We start from the raw sequence: 24,421 nt of genomic DNA, 5'->3' as shown, positions 1-24,421 counted from the left end.
AATCACAATGTTACGCAAGGCCGTGCCAGTTTTGGCTAGCCGAAAGTCTAATTGAGCGTAACGGCCATCTGGGTCACCTTGTTAACCAATGGTTACAACCAAGGAGCGGAATAATGAGTGAAGTAAAGGTTCATCCGGTCACGCCCGAGTTTGCGAAGACCGCACTGCTGGATAACGACGGCTATCTGGCCATGTATCAGCAGTCCATTGAAAACCCCGACGAATTCTGGGGTACACAGGGCAAGCTTGTTGACTGGATCAAACCCTACACCAAGGTCAAGAACACCTCCTACGACCCGGGTCACATCAGCATTAAATGGTTTGAAGACGGCACCCTGAACCTGTCTGCAAACTGTATTGACCGTCACCTGGCCACCAAGGCCGACGAGGTCGCCATCATCTGGGAAGGCGACAGCCCCGAAGACGACAAAAAAGTTACCTACCGCGAACTGCACGAGCAGGTTTGCCGCTTTGCCAACGTACTGAAAGCCCAGGGCGTGCAAAAAGGCGACGTGGTCAGCATCTACATGCCCATGGTGGTTGAAGCTGCCGTGGCCATGCTGGCCTGTACCCGCATTGGTGCCGTGCACTCTGTGGTATTTGGCGGCTTCTCTCCCGATGCCGTGGCCAGCCGTATTATCGACTCCAAGGCCAAGGTGGTGATCACCGCCGACGAAGGCCTGCGTGGCGGCCGTAAAGTGGCGCTGAAAGCCAACGTGGACGAAGCCCTCACCAACCCCGACGTGACCACCATCAAGAGTGTGATCGTATATCAGCGCACCGGCGGCGACATTGCCTGGCACGACCACCGTGACATCTGGTGGCACGAAGCCACTGCCCAGGTGAGCGCCGACTGTGAGCCGGTAGAAATGAACGCCGAAGATCCGCTGTTCATTCTCTACACCTCCGGCTCTACCGGCACCCCCAAAGGCGTGCTGCACACCACCGGCGGTTATCTGGTGTATGCCACCATGACCTTCAAGTACATCTTTGACTATCACCCGGGTGATGTGTACTGGTGTACTGCCGATGTGGGCTGGATCACCGGCCACTCCTACCTGATCTACGGTCCGCTGTCTAACGGTGCCACCACCCTGCTGTTTGAAGGGGTGCCCAACTATCCCAAGACCAACCGCATGGCGCAGGTAGTAGACAAGCATCAGGTCAACATTCTGTATACCGCCCCCACCGCCATTCGTGCCTTTATGGCCAAGGGCAACGAAGCCGTGGAAGGCACCAGCCGGTCCAGCCTGCGGGTGCTCGGCTCTGTGGGTGAACCCATTAACCCGGAAGCCTGGGAATGGTATTACCGTGTCATTGGTGAAGAGCGCTGCCCCATTGTAGACACCTGGTGGCAAACCGAGACCGGCGGCATTCTGATCACCCCGCTGCCCGGCGCTACCGACCTCAAGCCCGGCTCTGCTACCCGCCCCTTCTTTGGGGTGCAGCCGGCACTGGTAGACGGCGAAGGCAACCAGCTGCAAGGAGCTACCGACGGCAACCTGGTGATCCTGGACTCCTGGCCCGGTCAGATGCGCACCATTTATGGTGATCACGACCGCTTTGAGCAGACCTACTTCTCTACCTTCCCCGGCACCTACTTCAGTGGTGACGGCGCGCGCCGCGATGAAGACGGTTACTACTGGATCACCGGCCGTGTGGATGACGTGCTGAACGTGTCCGGCCACCGCATGGGCACCGCCGAAATTGAGTCGGCGCTGGTAGCTCACCCGAAAATTGCCGAAGCCGCTGTGGTGGGTGTGCCCCACGACATTAAAGGCCAGGGCATTTACGCCTATGTCACGCTTAACGCCGGCGAAGTGCCGTCTGCCGAGCTGCATAAGGCAGTAAAAGACTGGGTGCGCAAAGAGATTGGTCCTATTGCCACGCCCGACGTGATCCACTGGGCCGAAGGCCTGCCCAAGACTCGCTCCGGCAAGATCATGCGCCGCATTCTGCGCAAGATCGCCACCGGCGAGACCGACTCTCTGGGTGATACCTCTACCCTGGCCGATCCGGGTGTGGTGGATCGCCTGATTGAAGAGCGCAGCAAGGTCGCATAAGGCCAGACTGCCCGTTGCAAAAACGCCGCTTTATGCGGCGTTTTTTTATGCCGGGACCTTAATAACGGTCGCAAATTGTCGCAGCAACAACAGTTTGCAGAGCTTGCTGTCGCTTTCAATGCCCGTCAGCGGCAGCCCGCCATGATCATCATCAAAAAAACTTAGGTCATTAGACCAGTAAATTGCTGCCAATTTTCGTGAAATCACTATAATTGAGCGCACCGAGCCCAAATGCATAATTTTATTTGCCTGAAACCGGCAAAAAGCGTTAGGCTCATCTCAAATCAAGGTGAACACCGCAAGATTGACGAGGATTGCTGCAGAATGGCCGACAAATACCGAATTCTCCTGCTCAACGGGCCAAATCTTAACCTGCTGGGCCGGCGCGAACCGGGCATTTACGGCAATAACAGCCTGACCGATATTGTTGCCCGCCTTACCGAGCAGGCTGCGGCGCGCAATATTGAGCTCAGTCACCTCCAATCCAATGCAGAGCACCTGTTGCTCGATGCCATTCACCAGGCCGATGGCCAGCAGGATTTTGTAATCATCAATCCTGCAGCCTTTACCCACACCAGCGTAGCCATTCGCGATGCCCTGCTGGGAGTTAATATTCCCTTCATTGAAGTGCACCTGTCGAATGTGCATGCCCGTGAGCCTTTCCGCCATCACTCCTACCTGGCAGACAAGGCGGTGGGGGTAATTTGTGGCCTGGGTGCCGATGGTTACGAATTTGCCCTTGAGGCGGCGGCCCGTTACCTGGCCCGTCGCTGATTGATATCAGCATCAACAAAACTAAAGAGAACGCTCATGGATATTCGTAAAATCAAAAAACTGATAGAACTGGTAGAAGAGTCCGGTATTGCCGAGCTGGAAATTGCCGAAGGCGAAGAGTCCGTACGCATCAGCCGTTACGGTAACCCCGCCCCGGTAATGCAGGCTCCGCAGCAGTTTCAGGCTGCTCCCGCCCCGGCTGCAGCGCCTGCCGCCCCCGCTGCTGCTGCTCCGGCTGCCGAAGCCCCTGCTGCCGAGCTGAGCGGTCATGTTATGCGTTCTCCCATGGTAGGTACCTTCTACCGCGCCTCCAGCCCCGGTGCCAAAAACTTCGTTGAAGTAGGCCAGACCGTGAATGTGGGCGACACCCTGTGCATTGTTGAAGCCATGAAGATGATGAACCAGATCGAGGCCGACAAGGCCGGCGTGGTGAAGGCCATTCTGGTTGACAACGGCCAGCCGGTCGAATTCGACGAGCCGCTGTTCATCATCGAATAAGGAATTCCCATGCTGGATAAAGTAGTCATCGCCAACCGCGGTGAAATCGCCCTGCGTATTCTGCGCGCCTGCAAGGAGCTCGGGATCAAGACGGTTGCGGTGCACTCCACCGCCGACCGCGCACTCAAGCACGTGCTGCTGGCCGACGAGTCCATCTGCATTGGTGGCAACCAGGCCACTCAGTCTTATTTGAACGTGCCGTCCATTATTGCCGCCGCCGAAGTGACCGACGCCGTGGCCATTCACCCGGGTTACGGCTTTCTGGCAGAAAACGCCGAATTTGCCGACCAGGTAGAAAAGTCCGGCTTTATCTTCATTGGCCCGCGCGGTGACACCATTCGCCTGATGGGCGACAAGGTGTCCGCCATTGAAGCCATGAAAAAAGCCGGCGTGCCCTGTGTGCCCGGCTCCGACGGCCCCATTGGCGGCGACGCCAAGCGTAACGCCACCATTGCCAAGCGCATTGGCTATCCGGTAATCATCAAGGCCGCCGGTGGCGGTGGTGGTCGCGGCATGCGTGTGGTGCGCTCCGAGTCTGAGCTGGAAAGCTCCATTGCCATGACCAAGGCCGAGGCCGGTGCTGCCTTTGGCAACGACATGGTGTATATGGAGAAATTCCTGGAAAATCCGCGCCATATCGAAATTCAGGTGCTGGCCGACGGCCAGGGCAACGCCATTCATCTGGCCGAGCGCGACTGCTCCATGCAGCGCCGCCACCAGAAGGTGGTAGAAGAGGCACCGGCGCCGGGCATTACCGCCGAAATGCGCAAGTTCATCGGCGAACGCTGCTGCAAGGCCTGTGTGGACATTGGCTACCGCGGCGCCGGCACCTTTGAGTTCCTCTATGAAAACGGCGAGTTCTATTTCATTGAAATGAACACCCGTATTCAGGTGGAGCACCCGGTGACCGAGATGATCACCGGTGTGGATCTGATTAAAGAACAGCTGCGTGTGGCCGCCGGCCTGCCCCTGTCCATCACCCAGGAGCAGGTGATGGTGCGTGGCCATGCCATTGAGTGCCGCATTAACGCCGAAGACCCGCGCACCTTTATTCCCAGCCCGGGCGAAATTACCCGCTTCCACTCGCCGGGTGGCCTGGGTGTGCGCTGGGACTCTCACGTGTATGCCGGCTACCGGGTACCGCCCTATTATGACTCCATGATCGGCAAGCTGATCTGCTACGGCGAAAACCGCGATATCGCCATTGCCCGCATGAATCACGCCCTGAACGAGCTGGTTATTGACGGCATTAAAACCAATATTCCGCTGCACAAGGAAATTATGAGTGATGAGAACTTCCGCAATGGCGGAACCAACATCCACTACCTTGAGAAAAAGCTGGGCCTGTAAGGCTTGTGCGGAATGATAAAACGGCACCCGAGGGTGCCGTTTTTGTCTAACCGTTACACCAGGCGCTCAGCCCACTGAGACAACTGCAATATGAAGATTCATCGTATCAACCCCTGCAAACGCTGGTCCGACATTACCATATTTAACGGCATCGCCCATTTTGTGGAAGTGCCCGAGTGCGATCTGTCTGCCGGCATTCAGGAGCAGACCCGGCAGGTGATGACACAGGCCGAAGCAGCGCTGGCCAAAATCGGCAGCGACATAGGCCGGCTGCTGTCTGTGACCATTTATCTTACCGACTTTGCCAACCTGCCCGCCTTTAACGAAGTCTGGGATGAATGGTTCCCGGAAAACACAGCGCCCAGCCGCGCCTGCGTGAAAGCCGAACTGGCCAACCCCGGCTATCTGGTGGAGATGGCCTTTGTCGCCGCCGCCGGCGAGGAATATCAGGGGTAATGTCATACCGGGCCTCGACCCGGTATCTTTGCTCGCCCCCAACAGTTCACCGGTGCCCGGGTGTTGCGATTCGCTGCGCTCATCACAACATACGCCCTGATGTGACCCCCGTGTTTGTCCCTTTATTCCCTCACTGGTATGCTTCGGTCCTTCCTGAAGGAGCCTTCAATTGATGAATTCCATTGTCTCTGTTGCCCGGCGCGAAGCCTTGCTCAGCGTGCTGCTGGCCTTGCTGTATCTGGCGCTTTGGGCCGCATGTGCCTGGCTGGTGCCGCCGGCACTCACCCTGGCCGGCTGGCCGTTGTGGTTTTTGCTGAGCTGCCTGTTCAACCCGCTGCTGTTTATTGTGCTGTGTGCGCTCATGGTGCGCTGGTGTTTTAAAGCAGTAAACCTGGAAGCCTCCTCATGAATGCCGAACTCACCCTTCCGCTGCTCGTCTATCTGGCAGCCATGATCAGCCTGGGGCTCTGGCTGGGCCGCCGCCAGAGTGAAAACGGCTTTATGCAGGACTATTTTCTGGGCAGCCGCTCCATGGGCGGCTTTGTGCTGGCCATGACCATGGTGGCCACCTACGCCTCGGCGTCTTCCTTTATTGGCGGCCCGGGTGCTGCCTACCGCATGGGGCTGGGCTGGGTGCTGCTGGCCATGATACAGGTGCCCACGGTCTGGCTGACTCTGGGGGTGCTGGGCAAACAGTTCGCCCATATTGCGCGGCGGGTAAACGCACTCACCATTAACGACATGCTGCAGGCCCGCTACCAGAACTCGCTGGTGGTACTGCTGGCCGGCCTGGGGCTGCTGGCCGCCTTTGTGGCCACCATGGTGGTGCAGTTTATTGGCGGTGCCCGGCTGCTGGAAACCGTGACCGGCCTGTCTTACCAGAGCGGACTTATGCTGTTTGCCGGGGCCGTGCTGCTCTATACCCTGGTGGGCGGCTTTCGCGCTGTTGTGGTGACCGACGCGGTGCAGGGCGTGCTGATGCTGCTGGGCACAGTGGTGCTGCTGGCCGGCGTGCTGCAGGCCGGTGGCGGCGCAGCGGCCATGTTCACCAAGCTGGAAGCCATTGATCCCGGCCTGGTGCAGCCGCAGGGGCCCGACGGCTTTCTGAGCATGAGCTTTATGCTGTCGTTCTGGGTGCTGGTGTGCTTTGGGGTCATTGGTCTGCCCCACTCGGCGGTGCGCTGCCTGGCCTATAAAGACAGCACCGCCATGCACAGAGGCATTATTATCGGCACTGTAGTAGGTGCCCTGCTGATGTTTGGCATGCACTTTGCCGGTGCGCTTGGGCGCGTGCTGGTGCCCGAGCTGACGGTGCCCGACAAGGTGATGCCCACCCTGATGCTCACCGTGCTGCCGCCGCTGGTAGCCGGACTGTTTCTGGCCGGGCCCATGGCCGCCATTATGTCGACCATTGATTCTCAGCTGATCCAGGCCGCCGCCACTTTGGTAAAAGACCTTTATCTTAATCACCTGTGCAAAACCCAGCCGGCCCCCGCCACCATCAAGCGCGCCAGCAAACTGGTGACGCTGGTGCTGGGGCTGATTGTGCTGTGGGCCGCCTTAAGCCCGCCGGAAATGATCATCTGGCTGAACCTGATGGCCTTTGGCGCCCTGCAAGCGATCTTTTTCTGGCCGCTGGTGCTGGGGCTGTATTGGTGGAGGGGCAACAGCACGGGCGCGCTGGCCTCCATGCTCACCGGTGCCATCAGCTACAGCCTGCTGCTGCACTTTGGCATCAAGCCGCTGGGGCTGCATGCCATAGTGCCGAGCCTGGCGCTCTCGGGCCTGGCCTATGTGGTGGGCTCTCTGCTGACACCGCCCCCCTCTGCCGAGGTGCGCGCCCTGTTTGGCCGCTGACACGGCGGCAATATGATAGAATATGCTCTTTAACCCCTAACGAAGACTGCCATGCCCTGGATACAAATTCGCATCAACGCCACCGAAAAAACCGCCGACAAGGTCAGCAACATGCTGTCTGGCCGTGGCGCGCAGGCGGTGACCTACATGGACGCCGAAGACAAGCCGGTGTTTGAGCCTCTGCCCGGTGAAACCCTGTTGTGGGACGACACCGTCGTCGTGGGCCTGTTCGACGCCGAAACCGATCCGGCCCCCATCATCGACTTTCTGAAAAAGTTCTACCGCAAAGACCTGGTATATAAGGTAGAGCAGCTGGAAGACAAAGACTGGGTGCGCGAGTGGATGGACAGCTTTCATCCCATGCGCTTTGGCCAGCGGCTGTGGATTTGCCCCAGCTGGCGCGATGTGCCCGAGCCCGAGGCGGTGAACGTGATGCTGGATCCTGGCCTGGCCTTTGGCACCGGCACTCACCCCACCACGGCACTGTGTCTGGAATGGCTCGACGGCCAGGATCTCACCGGCAAAACCGTGATCGACTTTGGCTGCGGCTCGGGTATTCTCGGCCTGGCGGCGCTCAAGCTGGGTGCCAAAGAAGTGATTGGCATCGACATTGACCCTCAGGCACTACAGGCCAGCAAAGACAACGCCGAGCGCAACGGCGTGGCCGACCGCCTGAGTGTGTATCTGCCCCAGGATCAGCCCGAAGGCCTCACCGCCGATGTGGTGGTGGCCAACATTCTGGCCGGCCCGCTGAAAGAACTCTCTCCGGTGATCAGCAGCCTGGTGCGCACAGGCGGCAAACTGGCGCTATCCGGCATTCTGGAAACCCAGGCCGATGGTCTGAATCAGGTGTATGACCAGTGGTTTGATATGGCCGAGCCTGAGTTCCGGGAAGAATGGGCCCGCCTGAACGGCAGCAAGCGCTGAGAAAAGGCTCCTCATGGAGCCACCTTAAAGCTCCAAACCGGTCTTGAAACTGCATAAAAAATGCACCAGAACCTTGACTTATAAAAATTTATGCGCCGGTCAATTTGTGAGCTTTTCAGCACCGTCAAAAATGCGTAAGATACGCGACCCTGAGCCAAGACAGCCTTAACCTCATGGAAATTGGTCCTTACAAACTGGACGCACCGTTACTGGTTGCACCCATGGCGGGCGTAACCGACAGACCCTTCCGCACCCTGTGCATGCGCATGGGGGCCGGCATGGCCGTGTCGGAAATGATGTCGGCCAATCCCCGTTTGCGGGATTCCGACAAATCGCGCCGGCGTATGGATCATGCAGGTGAGGCCGGCATTCGCTCCGTGCAAATTGCCGGAGCCGATCCGGAACTGATGGCCGATGCAGCCCGATACAATGTGGATCAGGGCGCGCAGATCATCGACATCAACATGGGCTGTCCGGCAAAGAAAGTAAATAAAAAGATGGCAGGCTCCGCCCTGCTGCAATTCCCGGAGCTGGTGCAGGACATTGTCAGCGCCGTGGTAAATGCAGTGCCGGTGCCCGTTACCCTGAAAATTCGTACTGGCTGGGACACGGATAACCGCAACGGCGTGCACATTGCCCGCATTGCCGAAGACTGCGGAATTCGGGCTCTTGCCGTGCATGGCCGCACTCGCGCCTGCATGTATAAGGGAAACGCGGAATACGACACCATCAGGGCAATAAAACAGGCCGTCTCGATCCCCGTTGTTGCCAACGGAGATATCAGCAGTCCGCAAAAGGCGCGGTTTGTGCTGGATTACACCGGTGCCGATGCCATTATGATTGGCCGGGCTGCCCAGGGACGACCATGGATTTTCAGAGAAATCCGCCATTATCTTGAGCAAGGCACCCTGCCCGCCCCGCTTCCGACGGAACAGGAGCAGGCAATGATTCGGGAACACGTTACCGCGCTGCATGACTTTTATGGCGAGGTAATGGGTCCAAGGATTGCCCGAAAACATGTGGGCTGGTACTTGCAGGAAAGTGAGGCGGGCCGTGACTTTCGCCGTAATTTCAACGCTATCGAGGATGCCGAGCAACAGCTCGACGCCTTGGAGCAGTTTTTCGCGAATAATAGCTTAACGAACAATAGAAGAGCCGACTGAATATGTTCGAACAAACTACGACTTCTGACGCACTGGTAACTACCACCAAATCTGCAACTTCCGAGCAGCCGACCCAGCGCCCGCTGCGCAACTCTGTGGATCAGGCCCTGCGCAACTACCTGTCCCAGCTTAACGGCCAGGAAGTAACCGAGCTGTATGAACTGGTTCTCTCCGAAGTCGAAGCGCCCATGCTGGACGTGATCATGCAGTATACCCGCGGCAACCAGACCCGCGCTGCCAACATGATGGGCATTAACCGCGGCACTCTGCGTAAAAAGCTCAAAAAGTATGGAATGAACTGATTATATTCAGTTAAAGTACTGATTTTTAAGGCGTTACCTCGAAAGAGTTAACGCCTTTTTCTTGTTTGTAGCCGCCGCTTTAGCCGGCGGGGCCTGTGCAACAGGCCTTAACCGGCGGCCTCAAAATGAGCAGCGGCCGCATTCAGCACCTTGCGGGCAGACTCGGCGTCTTCAAAACCCTGGCTTTCCATGCCACCGTCCGGGCCTTTGTAATTGGCAAACCAGAGGTCAACAATTCGGCTGACGCCGGCATATTCTTCATCCAGCTGCGCCATGCTCCCGATGTGAGCAAAGGGGGAGTCTTTGGCCAACACGGCAATCAGTTTGTCGTCCTGCTCGCCGTCATCCAGCATTTTCAGCACACCTATCACCCGCACCTTCACCACTTCACCTCGTGGCACCGCCTGCCCCAGCACAATCACATCCAATGGGTCGCCATCGCCGCCCAGCTCTTTGGGCAGGGCCGTGCCGGGAATGGCACCATAGTTGCCCGGATAACCCAGATAATTCACCACTCTGGGCTGGCCGTTTTTATATTCCCAGTAAACCGCTTTGGGATCTTCCTTGCTTACTTCCCACTTGGCGGAGGTGCCAGTGGGAATTTCTACAATAGCGTTTACCGTGCCGTCTTCGTTAATGGCCTTCAGCTGCATCAGCTCCGCCTTGCCCGTTATGGTAAAGTCGTCTTTTACCGTCATGGCAGCGCTATGGGGCGTGGAGCCGGAAAAAGCCAGACCGCCCAGACTGTTGGCATGAGTGGTGGCAGATAACATCACCAGGCCGGCAACGGCGGATAGCGTCAGGATTTTTTGCATGTAATTCAACTCCTTGAAAAAGAACTGAATCACTATGGGCAGGCAAGGTGACGGCAGTATTACAGGGCTCTCACCCTTTCAGCACTTCCCTCAGCCGTGCAAACGGCTTCATCTCCTCGGTAACGGCAATGTCTTCATAATCCGGATTGGTGGCGTGCAACAGGTAGTTGTTCTCGGCGATTTTGCACACTACCCGCAGCAGATATTGATCGTCACCGGTTTGATCCTGCCGTTCTATAGCCACCGTCTGGTTACTGATGCTGCCGGCATGGTCTGGAGTAATCCACTCCAGCAACAGCAGATCGCCGTCGTTCACCGGATGCTTACCGCCATTCATGGAGTTGCCTTTTGCTCTGGCCAGAAAGTGATGCAGAGGATCCACTCGCACTTTTGTTTCGGGCACCGGCATCATTTCCGCACCATCGCTGCTGCCGGTTCTGAAATGGCCACAGGCAATTTTCAGATCCGGATAATACGGCAGCTTCACCACCTCGGCGCTTGGCGTAATCTGCTCCGTTTTGGCTTTATTCTTGCGCCGGCGGTATTCTGCCAGCCGCAAGTCCACCAGTTCCTGCATCATGTCGTGCAGAGTACTCAGCTCGTTGAGCGGCAGGCTGAAGCGCGGACAAAAGCGCTCATTCTGAATCTCGAACCAGTAGTCAGCCTGAGAGTCTCCGCTGCCGCTGGTGCTGTGTTTTATCGGATTTCTGCTCCAGTAGCTGAGCCACTGGGCAGAGTTGCCTGCTATGGTCTGCTGAGGCTTGGGCAAATCCTGCATAAATAAATCAGGATGGCGCTCCAGCACCAGCCGGGACTGTTCAGCCAGTTCGCTAAGCAGAGGCGGCTCACGCAGGCCGTCCAGCTCCAGCAGCGCCTGCAATAAAATCAGCTTGAAGCACTTGGCAAGCCGGGTGGTTTCAATGCCGGTCAGCAAAAAATCATGTAGTTTTGCCAGCACACGCTCGGCGTTCGCCGGCAGATCACCCTGCTCTTGTACCAGCCCAAACCAGCTGCCGTGCTGCTTGCGCACCTTGGTAAAATCGATATTTGCCTGAAAGGCCTGCACCGCTGTAGGCCGTGATCCCAGTTGATCCCGCAGGCGCACATAATCATCGGCTACTCTCACCCGACTGCCGTAACGCAGTTGATCGGCAAGTTTGATCACTTGCGGATCCAGATTAATAAAGCAGCCGGGCGGCAGCGTGATATCGGTTACTCCCGGCGTGCCTGATCCCCCCAGCGTCTCCTGCAATTGCCAGGGTTTAAACAGACAGGATCTGTGATTGCCCACCAGATCAATCACCATCAGATCCTGCTTGCCCGGGTGCAGGCGCAGGCCGCGACCCAGTTGCAGCAAAAACACAATGCGCGATTCGGTGGGCCGCAACATCAGCAGAGTGTCGATGGCAGGAAGATCCGTACCTTCGTTAAACAAATCCACCGAGAAGATCACGCTGAGCCGGCCTACAGCAAGATCCTTCAGTGCCTGGTTACGGGGCAGCGAAGATCCGGCATAGACGGCGGCGGCGTTAATGCCGGCTTCCTGAAAGATACGCGCCATAAATTCGGCATGACGCACCGATACACAAAACGCCAGAGTGCGGCTGCGCCCCAGCCGTCGCCATTGTTCCAGCGCGTGCTTGGCCCGCTTTTGGCTGGCAAAGGCATGATCCAGAGCATCAGGATCAAAACGGCCATTGCGCCACGGGATTTCCTCGTAGTTGATATGCTCGTCATAAATGCCGTGATAGACCAGCGGCACCAGATGACGGCGCTCTATGGCTTCCCGCAGGTGGCACTCAAACACCAGATTGTCGTCGCACAGGGCCAGAATATCCGCCTGATCGGTACGGTCGGGAGTAGCGGTCAGGCCCAGTAAAAACTTTGGCCTAAAGTGATCCAGCAGCCGACGATAAGACGACGCCGTGGCATGGTGAAATTCGTCCACGATGATGTAATCGAAGTGTTCCCGGTCAAACCGTTTGAGATGAACATCCCGCCCCAGGGTCTGCACCGAAGCAAACAGCCAGTTGGCCTGCTCTTTCTGATCGCCGGTATACAGGCCGGTGTGTGCGTCGGGGTTCATGTGAATAAAAGTGGACTGAGCCTGACGAATAATCTCGTCTCTGTGAGCCACAAACAAAATGCGCGCGGCTTGCATCTGGCGCACATCAAAGGCTGCCAGCCAGGTTTTGCCGAGGCCGGTGGCCATCACCACCAGACCACGGCGATAGCCCTCGGTCCGGCTGGCCTGCAATGCCGCCAATGCTGCTTCCTGCACGCTGTTGGGCATGGGGGTTTCGCGCAGGGTTTCGTCATCGCTGCGGGTGTCGCCGGTAACCAGCCGAAGATGGGTTAACGGGCTTTGGCGATAACGCCTGAGGTAATCATCTATCCATTCACTGGAAAGCGGAACCACCCGACTGTCGTTAAACAGTCGCTCCATCTGCGCCTGCAGCGCCAGCAGGCTGCTGGCCGCCGGACTGTGAACATCATTCACCGTCAGCTGCCAGCTCCATTCCAGCGATTGGGTCAGTGCCGCTTTCGATAAATTACTGGAGCCCACAAAGCCTTTGCCCTGCAGCTGCTGCTCGCCCTGTTGCTGAATAAACAGATAAGACTTGAGATGAAAGCCGGCCTCGCCGCTGCTTTGGTAAATACGCACATCGGCACTGCGCTCGGCCAGCAGCATCAGCTCTCTGAGTGCCACCGGCTCGGTTACATCCAGATAATCGGACGTGAGCACCCGCAATGTGGCCCCCCGCCCCAGCGCTTCATGCAACGCATCTTTCAGCAGCCACAGCCCACTCTGACGAATAAAAGACACCACCATGGTAATGGCACTGCCCTTGCCGGCCTGGTTAATGGCATCAAGCAATGGCGTTAACAGTGGCTGGTTGAACACAGGATCCTGCTTGCCGCCACCGGTGACCAGTTCCAGCATCAGTCGCTCTCCTTTTTCAGCAGGGCATTAAGCCAGGTTTCCTGCTCGCGGCCGGGGCGCAGATCCGCCGTCTGCCAGCTTTCTGTAATTGCCAGTGGCAACGCTTCCAGCAACTGTGCCAGCCCCTGTTCATTCATATCGGTAAAACGGCGGCCATTGCGCTCCACCTCGCCCCTGCCGTATTTAAAGGAGCAATAAAGCACGCCGCCGGTTTTCAGCTGTGCGGCCAAATGCGCCAGCACGCCCGCCAGCTCATTTTCTGGCACATGCAGAAGAGACGCACAGGCCCAGATGGCATCGGCGGGGGGCTGGCAGGAGAGCGAGAGAAACTCGTGGCAGGCCACCGGCAGACCGGTGTAGTCCCGCGCCTTTTGCACCAGCGCCGGACTGGCATCAAAGGCCGTTACCCTGTAGCCCAGGCCGGCAAAATGCCGGCTGTCGCGGCCCGAGCCGCAGCCGGCATCCGCAATATGACCGCCCTCGGCCACATGAGGCAAAAAGCGATCATAAAGAGAAGTCATGTCCACGCTGACAGTGGCGGCAAAAAAGGCATCCGCCTGTTGCTGGTAATAATCGAGAGTCATCGTGCCGGCCGGTAAATACACATGCGGGTTACTGTATCAAACTTGCTGGTATAGAGGCGTTTTCATTCGAGACTTAATGTGAAATGGATCAGTTTGCTGCTGTGTCTTTTTCATCAATAATTTAACGCTGTAAACTACCCCCATGACAACACCTTCCATCACGCCAGCCCCGCTGGACGACCCGTTTTATTATCTGCGTAATATGCAGCAGATAATTCGGTTTTGCCTGACTCGCTATGGCGATTTATGGCTGGCCAGTGAGCGCGACCAGCTTGCCGGCATGCTGGCCCTGAGCGAGCCGGCTCAGGGCTTGCTGGTGCGGCTGGTCATGCGCAAGGGCCATTTGTTTCGGCTTAACAAGCTGGTGTATGCCGAAATTCCGAATGTGACTTCTGCGCTGCATGAGCTGGCCGGGGCCGGCCTGGTGACGCTGGAGCCAGCGCTGGCGTTAAGTGAGGTTTGTGCCCTGGCCCGGCGTGAGGAATGTGTGCAGCTGGCCCGCCACCGGCTGCCGGCGCAGGCCATTGCCGCTTCCGCCCGCAAGCAGGATCTGGAAGAGGTGTTGTTAACCGGCCCGGCGCAAAACCCGCAGCCGCTGGGCGGCTGGTGGCCCCATGCGCCCTTTGCAGTGGTGGCGCTTTCCTGCACCGCCTTGTTTACCCGGCTGCGATTGATGTTTTTCGGCAATCTGCATCAGGACTGGTCGGAATTTGTGCTTACCGAGCTGGGCCTGCAACGCTTTGAGCCGGTGGCGCTGAGTGAGCATTCACGCCCGTTTCAGCACCGGGACGAAGTAAATGCCATGCTGGCTCTGTTTGAGCTGCAGGAGCGCATGCAAGACACCTGTGCTCAGCATGTGCCGCTGCCTGCGCCTGTGGCCTGCGAGTGGATTGAATATCGCCGCCACAAGTTGCTGTTTCAGCTGGGCCGGCAGGCGGAGCGGGAAGGCAACACAGCACTGGCGCTGGCGCATTATGAACAAAGCCGGCACAGAGAGGCGCGCATTCGTGCCCTGCGCCTGCGGGAAAAACAGGACGATCCGGCCAAGGTAGCCGCCCTGGCGCAGCAGGCGCTTAATGAGATAACGCAGCCGGAAGCCCGCATTAGCCTCGGCCGCATTTTGCAGCGCAGCGCCAAAAAGGCGGGCATGGTTGTGCCTGCACCGGCCTCGCCTGCGGTGCCGGTAAGTCATTTGCCGTTGCCAAAGCCCGACAGCGGCGGTGTGGAGGCAGCGGTAGCAGCGCATTTGGCCAACGAGCAGGTGTGCGTTTTTCATGTGGAAAACCGGCTGTTCAACGGCCTGTTTGCGCTGCTGTTCTGGCCTGCTCTGTTTGCGCCGGTACGCGGGGCGTTTTTTCATCCGTTTCAGGCAGGGCCGGCCGATTTATACCGGCCCGGATTTGCCGATGCCCGGCGTGAGCTGATTGATGAAGGTTTTACTCAGCTGGCCAAAGGAGAATATCGAGCCCTTATCATGGCGCGGCATCAACAGAAACAGGGCATCAGCTGTTCTTTTATTCATTGGCCTGCCCTGCCGGCAAGGCTGGTGGAGCAGGCGCTGAACATTATTCCGGCAGCGCATCTTGAGGCGGTGTTCCGGCATTTATTGCTGGATTTGCGCCACCACCGCAAGGGCATGCCCGATTTGCTGGAGCTGAATACGGCCACCGGCCAGTATCGGTTAATTGAAGTAAAAGGCCCCGGCGACCGGCTGCAGGATCATCAGCGGCTGTGGCTTGGGGCCATGCTGGAACAGGGGCTGCCGGTGAGTGTGTGTGAGGTCAGCTGGCTGCCAACATGACAAAATGGTAATGCTTTGGCAATCCGTTTGACGGGGTCAGGCAGGCAAGATGGTGTTTATTCACTCCCACCTGATATGTAACGGAGATAACCACCGTCATGAAAAACTTACGCTTTTCTCTGCTGGCTCTGGCCCTGTGTGCCGCTCCCGGTTTTGCCGCCGACGCCATTCCTCAGCGAGCTGATGTAAGCCTGTCTCTTGCCAACCAGTTGCTGGACGCCACGCTGGCTGCCTGCCACGCCCAGGGGCGCACTGCCGTAGTGGCGGTGGTAGATCGTGGCGGTAATCTGGTGGCACTGCAGCGGGATGGTAACGTAGGCCCGCACAACACCCTGGCCGCCCAGCGCAAGGCGTTTACTTCTCTGTCTACTAAAACTTCGTCACGGCAGCTGTCGGAAAACGCCCGCAACAACCCTGAGGCCGAAAACCTCAATACGCTGGATGAACTGCTGCTGCTGGGTGGCGGCGTGCCGCTGAAAGTGGAAGATCAGGTGATTGGTGCCATTGGCGTAGCCGGTGCCGGCGGAGCCGAAATTGATGAAGGCTGTGCGCTCACGGCCATTGAGCAGGTGCTGCCGAAAACCCTTTAAACACAACAGACCCGGGCTCATATTTGAGCCCGGCCGGTAACAGAGTCCCCTACAGCGGCGCTGTTTCTCTGCGCCACTTATTAACCGCCAGCGTAATATCTGCTTCGTCAGCTACCAGCTGCAGCAGCCGGATCAGTTCATGTTCGTTCAGACGAATATTGCCAAGCACCGTCATGGCCTTGGGAGCACTGTCTTCCAGACCGCGGCGCACCAGTGTGTGTGCCCGCTCGGTGGCAGGAAAATACTCCTTGTCGTCCTGCAGCCATTTTAGCTGCGGGTTGAGCATGATATTGCCCGGTGACCAGGCTGCGATCACTACCGGCAGTTGTTGTGCAATGGCGCTATCGGCAAGATGCGTGTAAGCCTCACCGGTGCCGGACAGCAGCTGATAATGATCCAGCCGGTAGCGGGCCAGGGCCTGCTCGGTCAGCACCTGGCTGCCGTGTCCGGGCATCATGCCAATCACCTTATGGTCGGCATAATCACTGTCGTTCAGATCACTGATACGACTCAGTGGTGCCGAGACCGGTACCGCCAGCCCCAGTTTCAGCACAGGGCCGTTGGGGCCCAGATCGTGCAGCTTGTCGAAAAAGCGCTCGGCATGGTGGCGGCTGCTGTCGGGCAACCAGACCAACAGGCTGGCATCGGCCTCGCCCGTGGCCAGTTTTGACCAGACCTGACCCGGTGCCACCGTCTCTACACTCACGGCAAAGCCGGCCTGCTCCAGCTCCTGCCGGGCCAGCTCTGTCATGGCGCGGGCCGTGCTCCAGTCGCCACCAAGCAAACGAATGTGCTGCTGGGGCTCGGGCGAGCACGCCGTCAACAGCAGGGTCAGCATCAATATAAGCCCGTATTTCATATCAGAACCCTTGTCACAACAAGGCGCTCAGCATGCCAAAAAATTGCAGGGTTGTCGTGTGCCGGTTGAATGCTGGCGTTGTTCCGGCCTGTCACGTGCCGGTTATTTTTTAACGGGGCTGATTTCTTTTTGTGTGAGCTGTGATAATTTGCGCCGGCTTATTTCAACCCGGATAGTTTGCTATGCGTTTTGCTCTGTTGTTAAAGGTGGCGTTGCTCTCTTTTACCCTTAGTGCCTGTATGGCACCGTTACTGGCAATGGGCCCCAGCCAGCTGATGTGGGCCATCCTTAAACCCATGGTGGGGCTTGATCCTGAACAGACCAATTTGTTGGAGCAGCCGCTCATTAAAACCCGTATGACCAGCCTGCTTGGCCCTCATTACGACACCACTGTGTCTTTGCTGCGCACCGCCGATGCGTTGCAGCAGGAAGGTCCGTTGTTTTATCTGATGTCACGCACCCGGCAAGCCGGGGCCGACAAGGCCGGCCTGGTATGGAATGCCGACAGCAACCAGATGTCGGTGCTGCTCAGCGCCAATGAACAGCTCAGCGTGTTCAGTGAGTCACACACCGGCAAGGCTGCGGTATGGCCTGTTGCCATGCAGGGCTGGCTGAACCGCCCCACCACTGAATAAAAAAATGGCGCTGAATACAGCGCCATTTTTATCCGCAGCCGGCTTATGCCGGCTTTTCATCTGCCGGCGAGGCCTCATCCGGCTTGAGGTCGTCATCGTGCTCTTCCATTTTCCAGGGCAATATGCCCGGAGAGATATGCAGAAAGTGCAGATATTTCTCGAACTGATCAAGAATGTCACTGATGATGTCCTGCTGATCATAGCCGTAAACATCATAAGACTGACCGCCCCGGCGCAGAAACACCTCGGCACGATAGTAGTGATCATCACCATCCAGATCCCGCTCGGTTTCCGGAAAGGCAAAGTCGGGCATGGCATAACCGCGTAACCGGACTTCATAAATGAACTCCAGTTTACCCTCCTGAAATACCTCAAAGCGCGTGCGGCAGTTGGGTTCGTCAAACACAACCTCTGCTACCCAGCCCTGCTGCTCAAGCTCTTCCTCAACCCGCTGCATGGCCTGAAAGGAGGTAGTACGAATAAAGGTTTCCACTGCATCGCGCGGCGGAAAATCAACCAGGTTGGCCAGCCGCTTTTTCCAGAAGCCGGGGCCGACCTTGGTCTGGCGCATCTGCATATGCTGTTGCAGGCTTACCTCGTGATGGCCTTCAATGATCAAGGCACGCCACATGCCAATGGCTGCAATTAGCATAATAATGGCAAACGGCAGGGCGCTGACAATGGAGGCGGTTTGCAACGCGCCCAGGCCTCCTGCCAGCAACAGCGCGGCGGCAACAATGCCCTCGGTTGAGGCCCAGAATACCCGCTGCCAGGCTGGCGTATGCTGAGCGCCACCAGAGGCAAGAGAGTCAATCACCAGAGAGCCCGAGTCGGACGACGTCACAAAGAAAGTGATGATCAGCACAACTGTGATAAAAGACACAATGGAGGTCAGCGGCAAGCGCTCAAACAGCTTAAACAGGGCAATGGCATGATCGGTCTGCACTTCGTCAATAAGCGCGGTATAACCTTCCACCATAATCAAATGCAGGGCCGTGTCGCCAAACACTGAAAACCATAAAAAAGTGAAAATGGTCGGCACCACCATCACGCCCACCACAAACTGGCGAATGGTGCGGCCCCGGCTGATCTTGGCAATAAACAGGCCTACAAAGGGTGCCCAGGCAATGGTCCAGCCAAAGATAAACAGGGTCCAGTTACCAATCCAGTCACTGGCTGTGTAAGCCTGCAGGTTAAAGGTGCGCTCCACAATATTGCTTAAATAGCTGCCGGTGTTCTGCATAAAGGTGTTGAGGATGAAAATGGTCGGCCCCACGGCAAACACAAACACCATCAGCGAAATGGCCAGCACCATATTAAGGATCGACAGCCGCTTCACCCCCTTGTCCATGCCCGCTACCACCGACAATATGGCCAGGCCGGTAATGGCAACGATGGCAATAATCTGTACCGTAGTATTCACCGGTATTTCCGGCCACAGATAGTTAAGGCCTGCATTGATCTGAGCTACCGACAGCCCCAGTGTTGTGGCAATGCCGAACAAGGTGCCAAGAATAGCGAAAATATCTACCGTATGGCCCATGGGGCCATGAATTTTCTCGCCAATAATGGGATACAGCGTGGAACGCATCGACAGCGGCAGGCCATGGCGAAAAGCGAAGTAGGCCAGCGCCAGCCCCACCAGACCATAAATGGCCCAAATATGAAAGCCCCAGTGAAAAAAGGCAATTTGCATTGCCTGCTTGGCAGCGTCCACCGTCAGTGCCGGCCCTTCAGGCGGTGCGGCATAGTGCAGCACCGGCTCTGCCACCCCGAAAAACAGCAGGGCAATACCATAACCGGCAGAAAACAGCATGGCGAACCAGGCAGGAAAGCTGTATTCGGGTTCGGCGTGATCCGGCCCGAGCCTGATGTTGCCCCAGCGGCTAAAAGCAATGGAAACAATAAATACCAGGAAAATGGCAACCGATAGCATATAGAACCAGCCAAAGCTGCGGGTAATGTAGGCCAGGGTGCTGGAAAAGATGTCACCCGCCAGTTGCGGGTTGCTCATGGTGCCGATCACCATCAGGGCGATCACGATTACTGCCGGAATAAAAACAGGGATCAGCACAGTGGAAGACGGGGGAGATTTATCCGCTGTCATGGCCGGGCCTCCTTGGAGTGGCGTTAAAATGGCGTAAGATTTGATTCAATCGAATCTAGTTTAACGCAAAATCATGACAATTCCGCACCCGGGCCGGTTGTCTGTATAAAAAACAGTCACCAACCGGCCCGCTTCCCCGTCACTGTGTCAGCTCAAATTACCCAGGTTGACGTATTTGGTCTCAAGAAATTCATCCAGACCTATCTGGCTGCCTTCCCGGCCCAGACCGGATTCCTTCACGCCGCCAAAGGGGGCCACTTCGTTGGAGATGATGCCCTCGTTTACGCCCACCATGCCCGATTCCAGCGCTTCGGAGACGCGGAACACCCGGCCCAGATCCTGCGTGTAGAAGTAGGCCGCCAGCCCAAAGGGCGTGTTGTTGGCGCGCTCAATGGCCTCTGCTTCATCGGTAAACTCAAAGCAGGCGGCCACCGGACCAAAGGTTTCTTCCTGAGCCAGCTGCATGTCTTCGCTGGCGTCGGCAATCACGGTGGGCTGATAAAAGGTGCCGCCCAGCGCATGGGCCGCGCCGCCGCAGACCAGCCGGCCGCCTTTTTCCAGGGCATCGGCCACATGGGCTTTTACCTTGTCGAGCGCATCCTGAGTAATAAGCGGCCCCTGCTGGGCACCTTCCACCCGGCCTTCGGCCACTTTCAGGGCGCTGGCAGCCTCCGCCAGGCGGCTTACAAACTGGTCGTAAATGCCGGCCTGCACATAGAAACGGTTCACACATACGCAGGTCTGACCGGTGTTCCGAAACTTGGATGCCATGGCACCGGCCACGGCGGCATCGAGATCGGCGTCGTCAAACACAATAAAAGGCGCATTGCCACCCAGCTCCAGTGACAGCTTTTTTACCGTGCCGGCGGCCTGGGCCATGAGCTTTTTGCCTACACCGGTAGAGCCGGTGAACGACAGCTTGCGCACGGCCGGGCTGTTCATCAGGGTTTCCCCTATGGGGCCCGAGTCGCCCGATACTAAATTCAGCACACCGGCAGGCAAGCCGGCCCGCTCGGCCAGCACCGCCAGCGCATTGGCACACAGGGGGGTAACACTCGAGGCTTTAACCACGGCGGTGCAGCCAGCGGCAATGGCCGGGCCCACCTTGCGGGTGATCATGGCCAGAGGAAAGTTCCAGGGGGTAATGGCGGCTACCACGCCCACCGGCTGCTTAATCACCCATAGCCGGTTTTCCCGTTTGGGGCTGGGAATGGTGCTGCCGGTGGCACGCTTGGCCTCTTCACCAAACCATTCCAGAAAGCTGGCAGCATAGGCCACTTCACCTTTGGCTTCTGCCAGGGGTTTGCCCTGCTCCAATACCATCAGCTCGGCCAGCTCATCCTGATGCTCCATTATCAGCTCAAACCAGCGGTGCAGCACGGCGGTGCGCTCTTTGGGCGTGGTGTTGCGCCAGTGAGTGAAGGCCTGCCCGGCGGCAGTAATGGCGGCTTGTGTTTCATCACTGCCACAGCGAGACACCTGCGCCAGCACCTTGCCGGTGGCGGGGTTAATCACATCGTAGTGTTGCTGAGTGCGCTGCCACTGGCCGTTGCAGTACCAGCCGATTTGCCACAGTGGGTTGTTCGAGTCCATGTTTGCCTCCTGTGATGGTAATGAATTCGTTATGCCTGAGTCCTGCTCCCGAGTATAGGCACCAGTGTGCACAAAATGCTGGAGCCAAAAAAGGCCGGAACTGTGTCCGGCCTTTGGTAGTGTTTTGTGATCAGCGCTCGGGCTGCGGTTTTAACTCAGGAGCATCCGGCGCAGGTGCCGCCTGAGAAGGCTTGCCCTTGTTTACCCAGTGATCGGCGTTTTTAATGCCGAGCTTCTCCGGATCAAAGGTAGGATCCAGCCCCTGTGCCTTTTGCGCTTCATAGTCTTTCAGCGCCAGCAGAGCGGGTTTTTGCAGAAGCAGAATGGCAATAATGTTGAGCCAGGCCATCAGCCCCACGCCAATGTCACCCAGGCCCCAGGCCAGATCGGCGGTTTTTACCGAGCCGTATACCACAGACGCCATCAGCACCAGCTTGAGCACAAACATCAGCCAGGGGCGGTGTACCTTGCGGTTAATAAAGGCCACGTTGGTTTCGGCAATGTAGTAATAGGCCAGAATGGTGGTAAAGGCGAAGAAGAACAGCGCCACCGCCACAAAAATGCCACCAAAGCCGGGCATAACCGCCTCTACCGCCGCCTGGGTGTAACCGGGGCCGGCTTCCACACCGGGCAGCTGCTCTACAATGGCCTCGCCAGCCTTGCCCATCACGTTGTAGGCACCGGTAATGATGATCATAAAGGCAGTGGCGGAGCACACAAACAGGGTGTCTATGTATACCGAGAAGCTTTGCACCAGGCCCTGCTTGGCCGGGTGAGACACTTCGGCGGCCGCCGCCGCATGCGGTCCAGTGCCCTGACCGGCTTCGTTGGAATAGATGCCGCGTTTCACGCCCCATTCAATGGCCAGGCCCAGAATGGCACCAAAGCCGGCCTTCATGCCAAAGGCGCTGCCCACAATCAAACTAACGACTTCCGGCACCTGGCCAATGTTCAGCACCAGGATCACAAAGGCCACCAGAATGTAGCCCAGTGCCATAAAGGGCACCACTATCTGGGTGAAGTGAGCAATACGCTTTACGCCACCAAAGATGATCAGCCCCAGCAGCACCACCACAATGGCCGCCGAGACGGTAGTGGGAATGCCAAAGGCGTTTTCAATGCCGGAGGCAATGCTGTTGGCCTGCACGCCGGGCAGCAGCATGCCGCAAGCCAGCACGGTGGAGATGGCAAACACCCAGGCATACCATTTAATGCCCAGGCCCTTTTCAATGTAAAAGGCGGGGCCGCCACGATAGAGGCCGTTGTCGTCTTTTTCTTTGTAGATTTGCGCCAGTGCCGATTCTACAAAGGCGGTGCCCGAGCCTAAAAAGGCCACCACCCACATCCAGAACACGGCACCCGGGCCGCCAAAGGTAATGGCAGTGGCCACACCGGCAATGTTGCCCGTGCCTACCCGGCCCGACAACGACAGCGCCAGCGCCTGAAACGAGCTGATGCCCGCTGCCGAGGTGCCGCCCTGAAACATCAGCCGGATCATTTCCTTGATGTGGCGCACCTGCAGAAAGCGGGTGCGAAGAGAGAAATACAGGCCCACGCCCAAACACAAATAGATAAGGGGCAGACTCCAGATATAGCCATTGATGGTATTGACCAGTTCGCTCATGAACATTTCCTTTTTGGCAGTACATCATCCTGAGTTGTTCGCCAGCTGCGGGCCATTCACGTGGAGCACCCGGCGAGTGCAGGAAAATTACTCCGCAATTGGTTTTATAACAAGTAGGTAACACCATCAGTAATTTTAATTGGAGTTAATCCTGCCATTTATAAAGTGATATGACTGATGCTGAACGGAAAACCGCCGCCCGTTTTGAAACAATGGAATATGTTTTATTTTTTAGAAGGTTAAGCATTTTACACTGTTTATGCTTAACTGAGCGGCCTGGGGTTAGTGTGCGGAAAACGGGCAAAGGAAACATTGGCCCTGCACTCGGGCCAATGTGTGAATTTGTAGCAGAAATCACATTTTAAAACAGACTAGCGGTTGCCGGCATCCACCTGCATGCGCCAGCGTTCGGCCAGGCTGTGCTGCTGCACAGCGCCAAACAGCGCCGCCGGCTGCTGGCTGTACCAGGCCCAGTTTTGGGTGCCGTAGTCGTAGTGCCACCATTCGCTGGGCAGATTGGTAAAGCCGGCGCGGCTCATGCAGCTGTGCAGCAGACGGCGGTTTTCAATCACCTCGGCCTCGGCAGCACCGGGTTTGACCACCGCTTCAAAGGCGGCGGTATAAGACCAGGGGGTAATGTCATCAAAGGCGGTGCCCATGTTCAGCAGCTGGCCGTTGCCGTCGCACAGGCACACATCCACGGCACCGCCGGTCAGGTGCGGACTGGGCGCGTTTTCATCCGTGCTTGGCACAGACACAAAGTGCCGGGCCCGGGCCAGCAGGTGCTGATCGTCTTCATCGGGAAAGCGCCGCTTGAGCGCATCGGTGAGGGTTTCAAACAAATATTCCTGCACACGAAACGGCCGCCAGCCGTCCAGTACCACCAGCTCGGTGCCCGAGGGCAGCAGCGTAGCGGCCTGCTGCAGCCGGTGCAATACCGAGCGGCGCACATAGCATTCGGTCAGCGCGCCGGGCACCCCCAGGTGAAAATAGGCCGGATACACCCGCAGCGGCGGTGGCACCAGCCCCAGCGGTACCAGCGGATCACCATTATCTTCAACAGGAATGGCCTGCACCTGTTGCCAGTCTGGCTCGGGCAGGCTTTGCAGCGGCTGGGATAAAAAGTTCATCAATCATGACTCTCGGTACGGGGGAAAGGTCCAGCCTCGCCAATCGTGCAGTAATTTGCAAGGCGTGCCGGCTTGCAGGGCGAATGAAAATGCGCCATCATTAATTAGAAAATGCTAATTAAAAGAGCTGTGATGGAAAAGAACGTGGGTAGTATCGATAAGGTCATTCGTATTGTGGTGGGCCTGGCCCTGATTGCCATGGTGTTTGTGGGGCCGCAGACGCCCTGGGGCTGGATTGGCGTGATTCCGCTGATCACCGCTTTTGTGAACTTTTGCCCGCTGTATAAAATACTGGGCATCAAGAGCAAATAAGTTTGTATATTGCCGCGCCTGAAGCGCGGCATTCAGT

General features: G+C 57.4%; 22 protein-coding genes. 14 read left to right on the top strand and 8 right to left on the bottom strand.

The features are described from left to right. The first annotated feature begins 113 nt into the window (after window positions 1–113). From acs to fis, 10 genes are all read left to right on the top strand, one after another. Window positions 114–2,063 carry an acetate--CoA ligase gene (gene acs / locus R0I78_RS14235; protein WP_317075800.1) on the top strand — a complete coding sequence of 650 codons (1,950 nt, stop codon included), beginning with the start codon at window positions 114–116 and terminating at the stop codon, window positions 2,061–2,063. 324 nt (window positions 2,064–2,387) lie between these two features. Then, window positions 2,388–2,837 carry a type II 3-dehydroquinate dehydratase gene (gene aroQ / locus R0I78_RS14230; RefSeq protein ID WP_317075799.1) on the top strand — a complete coding sequence of 150 codons (450 nt, stop codon included), beginning with the start codon at window positions 2,388–2,390 and terminating at the stop codon, window positions 2,835–2,837. 36 nt (window positions 2,838–2,873) lie between these two features. Then, window positions 2,874–3,335, top strand: coding sequence for an acetyl-CoA carboxylase biotin carboxyl carrier protein (gene accB / locus R0I78_RS14225; RefSeq protein WP_317075798.1), 462 nt, complete (start codon window positions 2,874–2,876; stop codon window positions 3,333–3,335). 9 nt (window positions 3,336–3,344) lie between these two features. Next, the gene (gene accC / locus R0I78_RS14220; protein ID WP_317075797.1) at window positions 3,345–4,685 is read left to right on the top strand and encodes an acetyl-CoA carboxylase biotin carboxylase subunit; all 1,341 of its coding nucleotides are present in this window, start codon (window positions 3,345–3,347) and stop codon (window positions 4,683–4,685) included. A gap of 90 nt (window positions 4,686–4,775) precedes the next feature. Further along, window positions 4,776–5,141, top strand: a complete 366-nt coding sequence (locus R0I78_RS14215) for a RidA family protein (RefSeq protein ID WP_317075796.1) — start codon at window positions 4,776–4,778, stop codon at window positions 5,139–5,141. A gap of 172 nt (window positions 5,142–5,313) precedes the next feature. Then, entirely contained in the window at window positions 5,314–5,550 is a 237-nt protein-coding gene (locus R0I78_RS14210) for a DUF997 family protein (protein ID WP_019935916.1), read from the top strand. Further along, window positions 5,547–6,998 (top strand): sodium/pantothenate symporter, encoded by a 1,452-nt coding sequence (panF, locus tag R0I78_RS14205; RefSeq protein ID WP_317075795.1) that lies wholly within the window; start codon window positions 5,547–5,549, stop codon window positions 6,996–6,998. Before R0I78_RS14210 ends, panF begins: the two co-directional genes overlap by 4 nt. Before the next feature lie 51 nt (window positions 6,999–7,049). Continuing rightward, on the top strand, window positions 7,050–7,925 hold the full coding sequence (gene prmA / locus R0I78_RS14200; RefSeq protein ID WP_317075794.1) for a 50S ribosomal protein L11 methyltransferase: 876 nt from the start codon (window positions 7,050–7,052) through the stop codon (window positions 7,923–7,925). 173 nt (window positions 7,926–8,098) lie between these two features. Beyond that, window positions 8,099–9,088: a tRNA dihydrouridine synthase DusB gene (gene dusB, locus R0I78_RS14195; protein ID WP_019935913.1), complete on the top strand. Its 990-nt coding sequence runs from the start codon at window positions 8,099–8,101 to the stop codon at window positions 9,086–9,088. A 2-nt stretch (window positions 9,089–9,090) separates the two neighbouring features. Beyond that, on the top strand, window positions 9,091–9,390 hold the full coding sequence (fis, locus tag R0I78_RS14190; protein WP_019935912.1) for a DNA-binding transcriptional regulator Fis: 300 nt from the start codon (window positions 9,091–9,093) through the stop codon (window positions 9,388–9,390). A gap of 107 nt (window positions 9,391–9,497) precedes the next feature. Here fis and R0I78_RS14185 read toward each other — a convergent pair whose 3' ends face one another. The 3 genes from R0I78_RS14185 to R0I78_RS14175 all read right to left on the bottom strand — a co-directional run bounded on the left by R0I78_RS14185 (window position 9,498) and on the right by R0I78_RS14175 (window position 13,733). Further along, the gene (locus R0I78_RS14185; RefSeq protein ID WP_317075793.1) at window positions 9,498–10,205 is read right to left on the bottom strand and encodes an inorganic diphosphatase; all 708 of its coding nucleotides are present in this window, start codon (window positions 10,203–10,205) and stop codon (window positions 9,498–9,500) included. A 70-nt stretch (window positions 10,206–10,275) separates the two neighbouring features. Then, a complete protein-coding gene (locus tag R0I78_RS14180) occupies window positions 10,276–13,149 on the bottom strand; it encodes a DEAD/DEAH box helicase family protein (RefSeq protein WP_317075792.1) in 2,874 nt (957 codons plus the stop codon). Further along, entirely contained in the window at window positions 13,149–13,733 is a 585-nt protein-coding gene (locus R0I78_RS14175; RefSeq protein ID WP_317075791.1) for a class I SAM-dependent methyltransferase, read from the bottom strand. Before R0I78_RS14175 ends, R0I78_RS14180 begins: the two co-directional genes overlap by 1 nt. A 142-nt stretch (window positions 13,734–13,875) precedes the next feature. Here R0I78_RS14175 and R0I78_RS14170 point away from each other — a divergent pair, with 142 nt between their 5' ends. After that, window positions 13,876–15,534 carry a VRR-NUC domain-containing protein gene (locus tag R0I78_RS14170; RefSeq protein WP_317075790.1) on the top strand — a complete coding sequence of 553 codons (1,659 nt, stop codon included), beginning with the start codon at window positions 13,876–13,878 and terminating at the stop codon, window positions 15,532–15,534. A 98-nt stretch (window positions 15,535–15,632) separates the two neighbouring features. Beyond that, the gene (locus R0I78_RS14165; protein WP_317075789.1) at window positions 15,633–16,124 is read left to right on the top strand and encodes a heme-binding protein; all 492 of its coding nucleotides are present in this window, start codon (window positions 15,633–15,635) and stop codon (window positions 16,122–16,124) included. A gap of 49 nt (window positions 16,125–16,173) precedes the next feature. On the opposite strand, the gene R0I78_RS14160 is transcribed toward R0I78_RS14165, so the two are convergent. Further along, window positions 16,174–16,983 carry a glycine betaine ABC transporter substrate-binding protein gene (locus tag R0I78_RS14160; protein ID WP_317075788.1) on the bottom strand — a complete coding sequence of 270 codons (810 nt, stop codon included), beginning with the start codon at window positions 16,981–16,983 and terminating at the stop codon, window positions 16,174–16,176. A 182-nt stretch (window positions 16,984–17,165) separates the two neighbouring features. Here R0I78_RS14160 and R0I78_RS14155 point away from each other — a divergent pair, with 182 nt between their 5' ends. After that, the gene (locus R0I78_RS14155; protein ID WP_019935902.1) at window positions 17,166–17,618 is read left to right on the top strand and encodes a hypothetical protein; all 453 of its coding nucleotides are present in this window, start codon (window positions 17,166–17,168) and stop codon (window positions 17,616–17,618) included. 43 nt (window positions 17,619–17,661) lie between these two features. Here the strand turns inward: R0I78_RS14155 and R0I78_RS14150 are convergent, their stop codons facing one another. From R0I78_RS14150 to R0I78_RS14135, 4 genes are all read right to left on the bottom strand, one after another. Then, window positions 17,662–19,725 carry a BCCT family transporter gene (locus R0I78_RS14150; RefSeq protein ID WP_317075787.1) on the bottom strand — a complete coding sequence of 688 codons (2,064 nt, stop codon included), beginning with the start codon at window positions 19,723–19,725 and terminating at the stop codon, window positions 17,662–17,664. A gap of 147 nt (window positions 19,726–19,872) precedes the next feature. Continuing rightward, window positions 19,873–21,318, bottom strand: coding sequence for an NAD-dependent succinate-semialdehyde dehydrogenase (locus R0I78_RS14145; protein WP_317075786.1), 1,446 nt, complete (start codon window positions 21,316–21,318; stop codon window positions 19,873–19,875). 130 nt (window positions 21,319–21,448) lie between these two features. Next, a complete protein-coding gene (locus tag R0I78_RS14140) occupies window positions 21,449–22,942 on the bottom strand; it encodes an alanine/glycine:cation symporter family protein (protein ID WP_317075785.1) in 1,494 nt (497 codons plus the stop codon). A 371-nt stretch (window positions 22,943–23,313) separates the two neighbouring features. Next, window positions 23,314–24,072 (bottom strand): M15 family metallopeptidase, encoded by a 759-nt coding sequence (locus tag R0I78_RS14135; protein WP_317075784.1) that lies wholly within the window; start codon window positions 24,070–24,072, stop codon window positions 23,314–23,316. A 132-nt stretch (window positions 24,073–24,204) separates the two neighbouring features. Between R0I78_RS14135 and R0I78_RS14130 the strand changes: the two genes are divergently transcribed. After that, window positions 24,205–24,384 carry a DUF2892 domain-containing protein gene (locus R0I78_RS14130; protein ID WP_019935895.1) on the top strand — a complete coding sequence of 60 codons (180 nt, stop codon included), beginning with the start codon at window positions 24,205–24,207 and terminating at the stop codon, window positions 24,382–24,384. The last annotated feature ends 37 nt before the right edge of the window (window positions 24,385–24,421 follow it).

This window comes from Oceanimonas sp. CAM02, assembly GCF_032842915.1.
Taxonomy (GTDB): domain Bacteria; phylum Pseudomonadota; class Gammaproteobacteria; order Enterobacterales; family Aeromonadaceae; genus Oceanimonas; species Oceanimonas smirnovii.
Note: the sequence above shows the minus strand (reverse complement) of the source record. Positions and strands in the feature narration are given on the sequence as shown.